Source organism: Kribbella sp. NPDC051586, from assembly GCF_044453965.1.
Taxonomy (GTDB): domain Bacteria; phylum Actinomycetota; class Actinomycetes; order Propionibacteriales; family Kribbellaceae; genus Kribbella.
Window position 1 is genome coordinate 543451 of sequence record NZ_JBITDF010000006.1, and the last position, 13257, is coordinate 556707.

A 13257-nucleotide genomic window follows, 5' to 3' on the forward strand; every position below is an offset into this window, starting at 1 on the left:
GCCCAAACCCTTGACTCGCTATCCACAGCCCGGTACGCGGTCAGCTCCGCGCGCTCACCGTGATGTGGCCGTTACGGACCAGCGGGGTGTCCCAGGCGGCGGGTGCGCCGTTCACCGCGACCTTCAGGCCGGCGCAGGCATCCGCCAGGCAGTTGGCGTCGTACCGGACGCCCCAGAGCGTGAAGAACTGGGCGAGGGTGGGGTGGTCGGAGGTGGTTTTGGACTCGACCCAGACGACGCCGTCGGTGGTGTGGGTGTGGACGGCGGCCTGCTCGGCGCGGAGTTTGTCGATACCGATGCCGGCCGGGATCTCGACCGGCTTGCCGTCGACCGCGACCGCGATGTGCACGGTGTACGGCGAGGGGCCGGAGAAGTCGAGCGGGAGCTGTTCGAAGCCGGCCTTGTCGATGTACGAGACCGCGTCCCGCGGGGCGTCCCATGGTGGGGCGCTGGTCCGCAGTACGGCGGCTGCCGGCGGCGCGGGACCGACCTGGCAGCCGCCCACCATGCTGCTCGCGAGCAGCAAGACGGCTGCCGTGACGGCCGTTCGCCAGCTGCCTGCTCTCATGCAGAGCAGGTTGCCATGCGGCGCGGCGTACGGCGCGCGAGGGTCAGCGCTCCGACGGCATCAGCACCCACAGCACGATGTAGATCAGGAACTGCGGGCCGGGCAGGAGGCAGCTGACCACGAAGATCAGGCGCATCGTGTTGGCGGAGATCCCGAACCGGCGAGCCAGTCCGGAGCACACACCGCCGATCCAGCGATCGTTGGCCGGGCGAACCAGAGTGCTTGCCATGAGTACGTTTCCTTTCCACCGTTGGACTTACACCCACTATGACGGCGGCCGGCCCCCATCTGCTCCCTCCCACACCCCCTTCCAGGGTCCGCTCAGGGTCTGCCCGTACCCCTTTGGTAGGACCGCGCCGGGCAAGCCCCCAATTCGGGATTTGAGTCAACTTCCTGCTACTGTTCTGCACGTTCCTGAGCCCCCGTAGCTCAGGGGATAGAGCACCGCCCTCCGGAGGCGGGTGCGCAGGTTCGAATCCTGCCGGGGGCGCGACCAATCCGGCCGATCTGTATGCGCGGAGAACGCGCATTCCGATCGGCCGATATGTTTTGTGGGGCCCTGCCGCGTGCCGGTCAGGTGGCTTGTGGCTGGATGCCGGCCGCTGCCCTGCAGTAGGTCCACATGGCGAGGCGGGCGGGTTCGGATTCCCGGGTTCGGTTGAGGTAGTGGGTGGGGCGGGGCTCGCGGTCGTGCCAGAACTTGCCGGTGTGGGGTGCCGGCTCCGTGGCTGCTAGCCAGACTGTGGTGTCGGCTCCTTCGGCTGGTGTGCGCAGCAGGTGCTTCGTCAGGCGGGTGAAGCCTGGGAGGGAGTCCGTCAGGCCTGGGGTTTCGGACCAGCCGGGGTGCATGGTGGCTACGAAGGTGGGAGCCAGGTCTGCGGCGAGGAGGGGGGTTAGTTCTACCTGGATGCGTTTGGTTCTCGCGTAGGCGGTGGCGGCCTTGTAGGGGGTGTCTCGGTACTCCGGGTCGGTGGGGAGGGGCTGGGTGTACATGCCTCCGGAGGCGACGAAGATGACACGGCCATCCGCGAGCAGGGGTTTCAGGAGCTCTGTCAGTAGCAACGGGCCCAGGACGTGGGTGGCCAGCGTCAGTTCGTGGCCCTGAGGGGACTGAGTGCGTTTGGCGGGCATTACGCCGGCGTTGTGGATCAGGGCGTGGATGGGATCGGTGAGGCGGCCGGCGTAGCGGCGTACGGCGTCAAGGTCGGAGATGTCGCACTCGTCGACCTCGAAGGTGGCGTCGGGGACGTCGCCGCGAAGGTCGGCTACTGCGGAGGCGGCGCGGGAAGCGTCGCGGACCACCAGGCGGACTCTGGCACCCAGACGCGCTAGGTCTGCCGCGGTGGCTTTGCCCAGGCCGGAGCGGGCGCCGGTGACTATGACGGTCTTGCCGGTCAGGGAGTTGGGCGCTGGGTCGTCGTCCGGCCAGGTGCGGCTGCGGAGTCGGTAGCCGAGCTTGCTGTAGCCAGGGATGACCGTCCGGTCCAGGAGCGTGTCCAGCGCGCTCATGCCGCCAGCCTCCCCAGAGCGTTGCGCAGGCCCTCCTCGGCTTCTTCACCGAGGCGGTCGAAGGGCTTGCGGAAGAAGGGTTCGGCCAAGCGCGCCAGCCCTTTGAGCCGGAACTCGGCCCGGTAGACGACCCGGGTGACGTGCCCCTCGCTGAAGAACCTCATGGTGTCGTGGGCAACGACCGTGCGGTTCTCACCACGCAGTACCAGGCGCTCGGGCCGGATGCGCTCCACCACCTCGTAGATCAGCTCAGTCTCCCGGCCGCTGAAGCGAGAGGTGTTGCGGTACGTCGTACCGATGCCACCGTCGCCCTGCAGCAGCACCGTCCGGACCGTACCGGGATCCCATTCCTCAGTGGTGCGGAAGTCGGACAGGTAGTCGAAGACGCGCTCGGGGGTGGCTGCGACGGCCACTTCACGTTCGATGACGATCATCGGGTCTCCTCGGCTCGTTCGGCGGCGTGCGCGATGTTGCGCTGCATGCCGCCGAAGACGACGTCGTGGAACGGCCGGATGGCCGCCCAGTACAGCTCTCCCGGTAGACCCCGTGGATGGAACAGCGCGCGCTGCCGGAACAGCGTGCGCCCGTGCTCGTCGGTCCCCGCCCGCAGCTCGAGCCACGCCTCACCCGGCAACCGCATCTCGGCCCGCAGCCGCAGCAACCGGCCGCGGTCGAGCGTCTCGACCCGCCACCAGTCCAGCGGATCGCCGACCGACAACGTGTCCGGATGCAGCCGGCCACGCCGCAGCCCTGGCCCGCCGACGATCCGGTCGAGCAGCCCGCGGGTCCACCAGCCCAGGCGCCACGAGTACCAGCCGCGGCGACCGCCGATGCCCTCGATGACCTTCCAGAGCCGCTCCGGTGGCGCAGCGACCGCGCAGTCGCGTTCGTCGACGTACAGCGAGCCGCCCGACCAGTCCGGATCGCCCGGCAACGGATCGCTCGGCGCACCCGGTGTCGAGGCCGACGCCCACGACGTACTCACGTCCAGGTCGTGCACCTTCTTCAGCGCAAGCTCCACCGCGCGGTCGAACCCGATCCCGCCGGCCGGACGCGGCTCGACGTACTTGTCGATGTCGTGGTCCTTGCAGACCACCTCGTGCACCAGGCTGTCGACCAATGGCCGTGCGATGCCGCTCGGCACCGGCGTGACCAGACCGACCCAGTGACTGGACAGGGACGGCGTCAGCAACGGCACCGTCCTGATCCTGCGCGGCCGCAGGCCCGCCACAGCGGCGTACCGCTGCATCATCGCGCGGTACGTCAGCACGTCCGGCCCACCGATGTCGAAGCCACGGTTCACCTCGGCGGGCATCTGAGCGGACCCGACGAGGTAGTGCAGTACGTCGCGAACCGCGATCGGCTGGATCCGCGTGTCCAGCCAGCGTGGCGTCACCATCACCGGCAACCGCTCGGTGAGGTAGCGCAGCATCTCGAACGATGCGGAGCCGGAGCCGATGATCACCGCCGCCTGCAGCACTGTCGTCGGGACCCCGCTGGCGAGCAGGATCTCCCCCACCTCACGACGGGAGCCGAGATGCGGCGACAGCTCCTCGCCGTCGGGGTGCAGACCACCCAGGTAGACGATCCGCCCAACACCGGACTCGCGGCAGGCCGCACCGAAGGCCAGCGCGGTACGCCGGTCCCGCTCCTCGAACCGGCGGCCGGTGCCCATCGAGTGGATCAGGTAGTACGCGACGTCGACGCAGTCCAGTGCCCTCGTCAGCACGGCCGGGTCGGAGGCATCACCCTCGACGACGTCGATCCGCGACCGCCACGGCCGGGTGTCGAGCCGCTGCGGATTCCTGGCCAGGACGCGGACGTCGTACCCGGCCGAGAGCAGCTCCGGCACCAGCCGGCCGCCGATGTAGCCAGTGGCTCCGGTCACGAGGACACGAGTCATCGGTCGCTCCATTCCTCGGCGGCGGTCACCGGGTCGGCTTCGACGTACTGCGCGCCGACCGCGGTTGCGAGCTCGGCGGAGGCGCCTGGTCCGGCTAGCGCAAGGGACGTGTTTTGCGCCAGCCGGACGAGTTGGGTGCGGACGGAGTCGAACCGGATGGAGTCGGACGCGGACAGCATCACCAGCTCGGGCCCCAGCACCCCGGCAGCGTGTTCGACATCGGCCATCGGCGAATCCGCACCGAGGTAGATCACCCGCCAGCCGGAGCGCCGCAGGATGAGGCCGAACGACAGCAGAGCGATGTCGTGCAGCTCTCCGGGCGGACAGGCCAGCAGTGCTCGCGGGCCCTGGCCCCCACCCCACCCAGGGGCCAGTCCCGCGAGCCGGGACCGGATCAGGTTGCTGGCGAAGTGCTCCTGCCCGACAGTCACTTCGCCCCGGCCCCACCGGTCACCCAGTTCGTGCAGGTAAGGAATCAGCACGTCCCGGATGACAGCCTCGATGGTCAGCGAACCGAACAGCTCGTCCAGCACGCGGTGCGCGGCCCGCTCGTCCAGTTCGTCCAGGGCTGACCTGAGACTGGCCGCACCGCCCGACTCCGCCTTCCGAACGGCGACCGGGTCGGCGGCCGCGGTCGCGCGCTCGGCCAGCACAGCCCGGGCCGCCTCGGACGCGGACAGTCCCTGGGCGAGGAACGTCCGCATCCGCTGCACCCGGCGTACATCGCTCTCCGAGTACAGCCGGTAGCCGCCGGCCGACCGCGTCGGCGACAACAACCCGTACCTGGTCTCCCAGGCACGCAGGACGTGCTCACTGACACCGGCGCGCTTGCTCAACGCACCGATCCGCAGACCAGCCGGTACCGAAGTCTCCACAAGGACACTATACAAACTTTAGACAGACCTTTGACTAGATCACAACGATCTGTCTAATCTCTAGACAAAGCTTAGACAAGCGTGAGGTGCTGCCAATGCGAGAAACCGTGGCCGTGGTCGGCGCCGGAGTGTCCGGACTGACCGCCGCGTATTTGCTGACCCCCTGGTACGACGTGACGCTCTACGAGGCCGAGCCGAGGCTCGGCGGGCACGCGCACACCCACGACGTCACCGACCCGGCCGGCCGGCCGCTCGCGATCGACACCGGCTTCATCGTGCACAACGCCCGGACCTACCCGCTGCTCCGCCGGTTGTTCGGCGAGCTGGGCGTGCGGACGCAGCCGACCGAGATGAGCATGAGCATCAGCGACCCGGCCAGCGGCCTGGAGTTCGCCGGCGGCCGCGGGTTGACCGGAATCTTCGCCCAGGGCCGCCGGCTGGCGGATCCGCGCTTCCTCCGCCTGCTGACCGAGGTACGTCGCTTCCATCGCCGCGCCGCTGCCTACGTCGAGCGCACCGGTGACGGCGATCTCGCGACCTTCGGTGAGTTCCTCGAGGCCGAGCACTTCAGCCCGGCCTTCGTCCGCCTGTACGCCGTCCCCGTCGTCTCGTGCGTCTGGTCGTGCGGCGGCGGCTCCGCCCTGAGCTACCCGGCGCGGTATCTGTTCCGCTTCCTCGACCACCACGGGATGCTCTCGGTCAACGGCTCGCCGCAATGGCTGACGGTCACCGGCGGCTCCCGGCAGTACGTCGATGCCCTCGCCGACCGGCTGGACGCCGTCCGCACGGCTCGTCCGGTGCAGGCGGTCCACCGTCATCCCGACGGCGTCACGGTGACAGTTGCCGACGGCAACTCGACCGACTTCGACCGGGTCGTGATCGCGACACATGCCGATCAGGCTCTCGACCTGCTCACGGACGCGACGCCGGCGGAGAAGGCGGTCCTCGGCCAGTTCGAGTACAGCCGCAACGAGACCGTCCTGCACACCGACGAATCGTTGCTGCCCACAACAAAAAACGCCCGCGCCTGCTGGAACTACGTCGTCCGCCCGGATGCGCCGCTGACGACGTACTGGATGAATCGGCTGCAGGGCCTGGAGACCGCCGGGACCTACCTGGTCACGCTGAACGGCGCCGGGGCCGTCGATCCGGCGAAGGTGATCGCGCGGATGGACTACGAGCACCCGATCTACACCCCGCAGGCAGTCGCCGCGCAGGGCAGGCTGGCGGCGCTGAACACCGGCCGGATCGCGTTCGCGGGGGCGTATCACGGCTGGGGATTCCATGAGGACGGCTGTCGCGCCGGGGTCGCGGCGGCGGAGTCCTTCGGGGTGCGCTGGTGACGATCGTCGGTGAGTTCCCCACCCTCCCGGCGGTCGTCACCGGCTTCGTCCGGCACGGGCGGTCGATCCCGATCCGGCACGCGTTCCGGCACCGGGTCTACCAATGGCTCGTCGACCTCGACGACCTGCCGCGGCTGCCCTGGTACCTACGGCCGCTGGGCGGCTTCGACGTCCGCGACCACCTCGGCGGCCACGGCCCGACGATCAAAGCAGCCGTACGCCGCTACCTGGCCGACCACGGCATCGAGTACGACGGCCGCATCGTCATGCTCTCCAACGCCCGGGTACTCGGCCACGTCTTCAACCCGATCACCGTGTTCTGGTGCATCGACAGCCCGTACGTCGTCGCGGAGGTGCACAACACCTACGGTGAACGCCACTCCTACCTGCTGAGGCCGGACGCCGACGGCACGGCCGAGACCACGAAGGAGTTCTACGTCTCGCCGTTCAACGACGTGTCCGGCGGCTACCAGCTCCGGTTCGAGCTCGATCGCAGCCGGGTGCGGGTCCAGGTCAGTCTGTCCCACGGCCACCGGACGATGTTCGGGGCCAGCTTCGACGGCGTACCGCGACCGGCGACGCGCCGCGCGGTTCTCGCGGCTGCCGTACGGATGCCGCTGATGCCGCAGCGGGTGTCGGCGCTGATCCGGCTGCATGGTCTGTGGCTGTGGGCGCGGGGTCTTCCGATCGTCAGGCGGTCAACGCGGAAGACCTTGCGTGGCCGAGTCGCCCGGCTGATCGTCGACCGCGTGCTCGACCGAGTGCCGGTACGAGCGGTCTACCCGGACGGCACCGTCCGCGGCGGCGGTGGGCCGGATGCGCCGGCGCTGCGGATCGTCCGGCCGGACTCGATGTTCGAACGGCTCGCGCACAGCCCGAAGGTCGGTCTCGGCGAGGCCTACACAGCAGGCGACTGGACAGCTGCCGACGGCACGGACCTCGGTGAGCTGCTCACCCCGTTCGCGGCCCGGGTCGCTGAGCTCGTGCCGCCCGGGCTGCTGCGCTTCCGTCGACTGGTCGACGAGACCATCCCCCGCCGGCAACGCAACACGGTCGCAGGTGCTCGCGAGAACATCAGCGCACACTACGACCTCAGCAACGCGTTGTTCGCCGCCTTCCTGGACCCCGGGATGTCGTACAGCTCAGCCTTGTTCGAGAGCGCTGAGCAATCGCTGGAGGACGCCCAGACCCGCAAGGTGGAACGCATCCTCGACCTGGCAGGAGTCCGGCCAGGCAGTCGCGTGCTCGAGATCGGTATCGGGTGGGGCACGCTCGCGATCGCCGCCGCACGTCGTGGCGCTCACGTCACCGGCATCACGTTGTCCAGGGAACAGCTGACGCTGGCCCGCGAGCGGGTCGCCGACGCCGGGCTGAGCGATCTGGTCGACCTACGGCTGCAGGACTACCGCGCGTTGACCGGTTCGTACGACGCGATCGTCAGCGTGGAGATGGTCGAGGCCGTCGGGGCGGAGTTCTGGCCGGAGTACTTCGGCACGCTCGACCGGCTGCTGGCACCCGGTGGATCGGTCGCGCTGCAGGCGATCCTGATGGACCACGAGCGGATGCTCGCCACCCGGGACTCGTACAGCTGGATCCAGAAGTACATCTTCCCCGGCGGTCTGATCCCGTCCCGGACCGCGATCGACGAGACGCTGGCACGCCACACCACGCTGGCGGTGCAGGCCGATCACCGCTTCGGTCCGGACTACGCCGAGACCCTGCGACGCTGGCGGCGGCAGTTCGCCGCGAACTGGCCGGCCGTTCGGGCGCAGGGCTTCGACGAGAACTTCCGGCGTACCTGGGAGTACTACCTCGCCTACAGCGAAGCCGGCTTCGAGTCCGGCTACCTCGACGTCGGCCAGCTGCTGCTCAGCCGACCCGATCCTCACCCGGAGTCCGGCCGAACGCCTGATGGTAGGTCCGGGTGAAGTGGGCCGGGCTCGTGTAGCCGACCTGGTACGCGACTTCGGCAGCGGTGAGCGACTGGGTGCGAAGCAGGACTCTGGCCTCCTGCAGGCGGATCTGCTTCTGGAACTGGATCGGTGTCATCGAGGTCGCCGCGCGGAAATGACGGTGGAACGTCGACGGACTCATGCCGGCCAGCTCGGCGAGGTCGGCGACCAGGAGCGGTTCGTTGTGGTGGCGGCGGATCCAGCTGATCGCCCGGGAGACATGAGCGAGCATGCCGTCTGCCAGCCCGATCTGCCGGACCAATCCGCCCTGTTCACCGGTCAGCAGCCGCCACAGGATCTCCCGCCGGATCCCCGGCGCGAGGACGCGTACGTCGTCCGGTAGGTCGGCGATGCGCAGCAGCCGCACGACGGGATCGAGCAAGTCGGCTGTCGCGTCGCTGACCACCAGACCGGCGTACTGCGGGGGCCGCTCCGGGGCGTCGAGCAACAGCGGCGCGATCTCGACCGGATCGAGTCGCAGGCTGACGACGGCGAACGGGTCGTCCGGCGTCGCCTTCAGCGCCTGGCCGACGACGGGAAGATCCAGTGAGGTGACGAGGTACTGCCCGACGCCGTACTCGTAGGCGACGCCGTTGAGCATCGTCAGTTTGACGCCTGAGGCAACGATCGCGACGGACGGCCGGGCGATGCTCGCGGTCAGCTCGGTCGGTTCGTCGCGCCGGCTGACCTGCACCCCGTCGATCAGGTGCACGCTGTGGCCGCGCTGCCCGGCCGCATGCCGAATGATCAGAGCCCTGAGCTCGTCGAGCAGATTCACCTCTCCAGTGGAGCGACTTCGACAGGATCGCGCAAGCCGGCGCCAGGATGACGCTCACGCCCGGACGCCGTGCGGTGCTGTGATGAAAGGACCACAACGAGAAAGGCACCACCCGTGAAACGCAGGATCCTCGGCGCGACCGGCATCTCGGTCAGCGACATCGCCCTCGGCGCGATGATGTTCGGCGCGATGGGCAATCCCGACCACGAGGAGTCGGTCCGGATCATCCACCGCGCCATCGACGCGGGCATCAACCTGATCGACACCGCCGACGTCTACTCGATCGGCGAGTCCGAGGAGATCGTCGGTACGGCGCTCCGCGGCCGGCGCGACGACGTCGTACTGGCGAGCAAATTCGGACTGCCGATGGGTGAGGACCCGAACCGGCGTGGCGCGTCCCGGCGCTGGATCATGCGGGCGGTCGAGGACAGCCTGCGCCGGCTCGGCACCGATCACCTCGACCTCTACCAGCTGCACCGCCCGGATCACGACACCGAGGCCGGTGAGACGTTGTCGGCGCTGTCGGATCTGGTCCAGGCGGGCAAGATCCGCGCTTTCGGCTCGTCGATGTTCCCGGCCGAGACCATCGTCGAGGCGCAGTGGACCGCGGAGCGCCGCGGCACCCACCGGTTCCTGACCGAGCAGACCATGTACTCGATCCTGACCCGCCGGCCGGAGGCATCCGTGTTCCCGGTGGCGCAGCGGCACAACCTCGGCGTGCTCACGTTCAGCCCCCTCAACTCCGGCTGGCTGTCCGGCCGGGCCGACCCGTCCTCGAGCCACCGGGCCAGCCGACGGCCAGAGCACTACGACCCGTCCAGCCCGACGGGCCGGGCCAAGGCTGCAGCGGTCGCGAAGCTCACCACACTGGCCGCCGAGGTCGGAGTGACACTCGCCCAGCTGGCGATCGCGTTCGACCGAGCGCATCCGGCAGTGACGTCGGTGTTGATCGGCCCGCGCACCCAGGAGCAACTCGACAGCCTGCTACCTGCCGCCGACCTCGACCTGACCGCCGACGTCCTCAACCGCATCGACGAGATCGTCGCACCCGGCACCGAGCTGGACCCGGCGGACAACTACGCCGCCACCCCGCCCGCCGTCGAGCACGCCCACCTCCGCCGTCGCTGAGCCGGGCTAGACGTCCGGGACCGCGATCAGCGACAGCACGACGCGGTCCTTGCCGGGGGCCTCGCTCAGGTGCGGCTCGATGACGGCGTTGATGCCCGCGCGGATCGCGTCCAGGTCCTCGGGAGCGACGTACAGGGCGAGTTGGCTGTAGCCGAGTTGGGGCATCCGGGTCTCCAGATCGCCGCGCTCGACCGCGCGGTCGAAGTCCGCGGCCAGACCGGTGAGCATCATCAAGAACGCCTGCCGATGCTGCTCCGGCGTCATCGCCCGCGCCTCGCGTTCGTCGATCCGGCCGACCGTGGTCTGGTCCAGGCTGAGCGTGCGCTCCGTCGTGCCGCGGATCTTCCGCTCGCGGACCACGGTCAGGTAGCCGGCCTCGATCAGCGCGGCGACATGGCGATAGAGCGTCGTCGCCGGGATGTCCGGCAGGTCGCGCTTGAGGTCGGTGGTGGTCACCTCACGCCCGAGCACCCGCTGCACGATTCGCCAGCGGATCGGGTGCAGCAGGACGTCGACGACCGGGGCCGGCTCCTCCATCGGGCTCTCCATCAGGGTTCTTTCAGGGTATCCATTGATACCAATGCTGGTAATAATAGCGGAAACGGAACCATTTCTAGTCGCCCCGAGGAGACGTTGACGTGTCGCTCACCCGTCGTACTGTGCTCAAATCCGCCGCTGCCGCCGTGCCGGTCGCCGCGCTGTCCTCTCTGCCCGCAGCAGCCAGCACCCGTGAACCGGCCGCGATCGGACGGCTGGCCGGCAAGATCGAGGCCGGGATGGCGAAGTACGCGATCCCCGGCGCCGGGCTCGGCCTGTGGTACCGCGGCCGCGAGTACGTCCGCGGCTTCGGGGTCACCAGCGTCGACACCAATGAACCGGTGTCCGGCGACACCGTGTTCCGGATCGGCTCGACCACCAAGACTTTCACCGCGACCGCGATGATGCGGCTGGTCGAGCGCGGCCGGGTCAGCCTCGACCGGCCGGTGCGCGCGTACCTGCCCGACTTCCGGACGGCTGACCCCTCCGTCGCCGCGCGGGTCACCGTGCGTCAGCTGCTGAACCACTCCGCCGGCTGGCAGGGCGACTATCTCCAGGACTACGGCGAGGGCGACGACGCGCTGGCGAAGTACGTCGCCGGCATGACGAAGGTCCCGCAGCTCACCCCGCTCGGGAAGGTGTTCGCCTACAACAACGCCTCGCTCGGGGTGGCCGGCCGGATCATCGAGGTGGTGACCGGCAAGCCGTACGAGATCGCCGCCCGCGAACTCGTGGTGGATCCGCTCGGTCTCGACCACAGCCGGTTCTTCCGGAGCGAGCTGGGCGGCTTCAGCGTCGCCGCCTCGCACAACATCGTCGACGGCAAGGCTGTCGTGGAGCCGTCGTTCGATGCGCTGCCGCGCAGCCTGCAGTCGATCGGCGGGCTCATCTCGAGCGCCCGGGACCAGCTGCGGTACGCGCGGTACCACCTGGGGCATCGCGGTCTCCCCCATCTGCTCAGCGAGCGCGGCCGGTTGGCGATGCAGTCCCACCCTGGTCCGGGCGGCACGCTGTTCGTCGAGCTGAACGGCGTGGGTGTCAGCTGGATGCTGCGTCCGACGGCTCAGGGCCCGACCGTCGTGCAGCACGGAGGCGACTGGTCCGGTCAGCACTCCGGCTTCCTGTTCGTACCGCAGCGGGACTTCGCGATCACCTTGCTCACGAACTCGGAGAGCGGCCCGCTGCTGCTGGCGGAGCTGTTCGCCGACGACTGGGCGCTGCAGGAGTTCGCGGGCCTCAACAACCTTCCAGCCGTACCGCGTCAGCTGCCGCCACGCCGGCTCGCGGAGTACGAAGGCACGTACGTCTCGCAGCAGATCGGTCTCGACGGCAAGCCGGAGAACCTCGGCCTCGACATGACCGCAGACAACGGCGAGTTGGTCGCCGGTGCGGGTGGACAGCCTCTCCTGCGGCTCGCGTTCTACCGCAAGGACTACGTGCTCGCCCAGAACCCGGACGGCACACCCACCCACACCCGCGCCAACTTCGTCCGCGGAGCCAACGGCCAGGTCGAGTGGCTCCGCTACGGCGGACGCCTCTTCCGCCACCAGGCCACGACCGCTGGATCCCGTTCCCTGCGCCCCGCCAACCTCACCACCCGCCTGCTCTGACCGTCCCCCGGTGGGCTGTCGCCGTCATCAGCGCGGCGACGGCCCGCGGGTCGTCCCCCATCGGCACGTGGCCACAGCCGGGCAGCATCTCGAGCCGGGCGCCGGCCGGGAGTTGCTCGACGTGCCGCGATCCTCGCCGCAGCAGGAGATCCCGCGAGCCGAAGGCAACCGTGATCGGCACACGCAACCCGGCCCACCCGGCCAGGTAGTGCCGATCGAGGGTGGCCTCGAGGGTGGCGTCGAAGCCGGGACTCGTTGCCATGTCCCACACCATCGACCGGGCCAGTCCGGGGCTGATCCGGGCCGGCCGGCCAACGATCTGACGCAGCACCAGGGCACGTCCGGCCCGGTGGCTCACCAGCCGCGAGAGCGGCTTGACCCAACGGGTCGCGAGCCATCTCGTGGCCTGCAGGCTGAGCCGGTTGTACAGCGGAGTGCGGCCCGGCCAAAGGCCGGCCGGCGAGATCAGTACGAGCGCGGTGGTCGGTCTGACCTCGGCCAGTTCAAGGGCGACCCATCCGCCGAGCGAGTTCCCGGCGACAGTGGGTGAAACGATGCCGAGACCGTCCAGGAGGGTGGCAACCGCATCCGCCAGCGCGGCGGGATGCGGTTCCACGTCTGCGGGCAGCGGTGGCGACTCCCCGAAACCCGGTAGGTCGACGGCGATGACGTCGAACTGTTCGGCCAGTACGTCGACGACCGGGGACCACACCTGGCGCGACGACCCGATGCCGTGCAACAGCACCAGCGGCGGTCCGTTTCCGGCTCGGTGAAAGGCAAGTCCAGCCATCGTCAGACCCCTTCCTGAACCTGGAAGATCTCGTCGGCCACCAGCCCGTGCGCTTCCCGGTGGACCGTCGACGCCGCTTCTGCCGACGGCGCCTCGACCAGGCAGAACACCTTGCCGTGGCGCTCGTTCACCCAGTACCGCAGGTAACGCACCTCGTGTTTGCCTTCGGTCTGCAGGTCGGCGGCGTGCGCCTTGGCGACGTCGTCCGCCGAGACGCCGTCGGTGATGGTGTGGATGTCCAGATACAGCGGCATGATGCGCTCA

14 protein-coding genes and 1 tRNA gene are annotated in these 13257 nt (G+C 69.2%); 5 read left to right on the plus strand and 10 right to left on the minus strand.

Going from position 1 to position 13257, the window contains the following annotated elements; all coding sequences use genetic code 11:
- Positions 1–40 precede the first annotated feature (40 nt).
- Both ACIA58_RS40495 and ACIA58_RS40500 read right to left on the minus strand, forming a co-directional pair.
- Positions 41–568, minus strand: a complete 528-nt coding sequence (locus ACIA58_RS40495) for a hypothetical protein (protein ID WP_396409187.1) — start codon at positions 566–568, stop codon at positions 41–43.
- Positions 569–611: 43 nt separating this feature from the next.
- Entirely contained in the window at positions 612–797 is a 186-nt protein-coding gene (locus ACIA58_RS40500) for a PspC domain-containing protein (protein ID WP_396409188.1), read from the minus strand.
- A 189-nt stretch (positions 798–986) separates the two neighbouring features.
- On the opposite strand from ACIA58_RS40500, the gene ACIA58_RS40505 reads away from it, so the two are divergent.
- A tRNA-Arg gene (locus ACIA58_RS40505) sits at positions 987–1058 on the plus strand.
- Positions 1059–1141: 83 nt separating this feature from the next.
- On the opposite strand, the gene ACIA58_RS40510 is transcribed toward ACIA58_RS40505, so the two are convergent.
- Genes ACIA58_RS40510 through ACIA58_RS40525 form a run of 4 tightly spaced genes read right to left on the minus strand, consistent with a single transcriptional unit; the run spans position 1142 to position 4855 of the window.
- Positions 1142–2077: an SDR family NAD(P)-dependent oxidoreductase gene (locus tag ACIA58_RS40510; RefSeq protein ID WP_396409189.1), complete on the minus strand. Its 936-nt coding sequence runs from the start codon at positions 2075–2077 to the stop codon at positions 1142–1144.
- Complete coding sequence (locus tag ACIA58_RS40515) at positions 2074–2511, minus strand: SRPBCC family protein (protein ID WP_396409190.1); 438 nt, start codon at positions 2509–2511, stop codon at positions 2074–2076. The genes ACIA58_RS40510 and ACIA58_RS40515 overlap by 4 nt, the downstream gene beginning before the upstream one ends.
- The gene (locus tag ACIA58_RS40520; RefSeq protein WP_396409191.1) at positions 2508–3980 is read right to left on the minus strand and encodes an SDR family oxidoreductase; all 1473 of its coding nucleotides are present in this window, start codon (positions 3978–3980) and stop codon (positions 2508–2510) included. Before ACIA58_RS40520 ends, ACIA58_RS40515 begins: the two co-directional genes overlap by 4 nt.
- Positions 3977–4855, minus strand: coding sequence for a MerR family transcriptional regulator (locus tag ACIA58_RS40525; RefSeq protein WP_396409192.1), 879 nt, complete (start codon positions 4853–4855; stop codon positions 3977–3979). The genes ACIA58_RS40520 and ACIA58_RS40525 overlap by 4 nt, the downstream gene beginning before the upstream one ends.
- Positions 4856–4950: 95 nt before the next feature.
- Here ACIA58_RS40525 and ACIA58_RS40530 point away from each other — a divergent pair, with 95 nt between their 5' ends.
- Both ACIA58_RS40530 and ACIA58_RS40535 read left to right on the plus strand, forming a co-directional pair.
- A complete protein-coding gene (locus tag ACIA58_RS40530; protein WP_396409193.1) occupies positions 4951–6198 on the plus strand; it encodes an NAD(P)/FAD-dependent oxidoreductase in 1248 nt (415 codons plus the stop codon).
- Positions 6195–8126 carry a DUF1365 family protein gene (locus ACIA58_RS40535; RefSeq protein ID WP_396409194.1) on the plus strand — a complete coding sequence of 644 codons (1932 nt, stop codon included), beginning with the start codon at positions 6195–6197 and terminating at the stop codon, positions 8124–8126. Before ACIA58_RS40530 ends, ACIA58_RS40535 begins: the two co-directional genes overlap by 4 nt.
- On the opposite strand, the gene ACIA58_RS40540 is transcribed toward ACIA58_RS40535, so the two are convergent.
- Positions 8068–8928, minus strand: a complete 861-nt coding sequence (locus tag ACIA58_RS40540) for an AraC family transcriptional regulator N-terminal domain-containing protein (protein ID WP_396409195.1) — start codon at positions 8926–8928, stop codon at positions 8068–8070. The genes ACIA58_RS40535 and ACIA58_RS40540 overlap by 59 nt on opposite strands.
- A gap of 114 nt (positions 8929–9042) precedes the next feature.
- Between ACIA58_RS40540 and ACIA58_RS40545 the strand changes: the two genes are divergently transcribed.
- Positions 9043–10056: an aldo/keto reductase gene (locus ACIA58_RS40545; RefSeq protein WP_396409196.1), complete on the plus strand. Its 1014-nt coding sequence runs from the start codon at positions 9043–9045 to the stop codon at positions 10054–10056.
- A gap of 6 nt (positions 10057–10062) precedes the next feature.
- Here ACIA58_RS40545 and ACIA58_RS40550 read toward each other — a convergent pair whose 3' ends face one another.
- Positions 10063–10593, minus strand: coding sequence for a helix-turn-helix domain-containing protein (locus tag ACIA58_RS40550; RefSeq protein WP_396409197.1), 531 nt, complete (start codon positions 10591–10593; stop codon positions 10063–10065).
- 101 nt (positions 10594–10694) lie between these two features.
- On the opposite strand from ACIA58_RS40550, the gene ACIA58_RS40555 reads away from it, so the two are divergent.
- The gene (locus tag ACIA58_RS40555; RefSeq protein ID WP_396409198.1) at positions 10695–12203 is read left to right on the plus strand and encodes a serine hydrolase domain-containing protein; all 1509 of its coding nucleotides are present in this window, start codon (positions 10695–10697) and stop codon (positions 12201–12203) included.
- Here ACIA58_RS40555 and ACIA58_RS40560 read toward each other — a convergent pair.
- Entirely contained in the window at positions 12184–12993 is an 810-nt protein-coding gene (locus ACIA58_RS40560) for an alpha/beta fold hydrolase (protein WP_396409199.1), read from the minus strand. The two genes, ACIA58_RS40555 and ACIA58_RS40560, sit on opposite strands and share 20 nt — an antisense overlap.
- Positions 12994–12995: 2 nt before the next feature.
- Positions 12996–13247, minus strand: a complete 252-nt coding sequence (locus tag ACIA58_RS40565; protein ID WP_396409200.1) for a DUF4242 domain-containing protein — start codon at positions 13245–13247, stop codon at positions 12996–12998.
- Positions 13248–13257 lie beyond the last annotated feature (10 nt).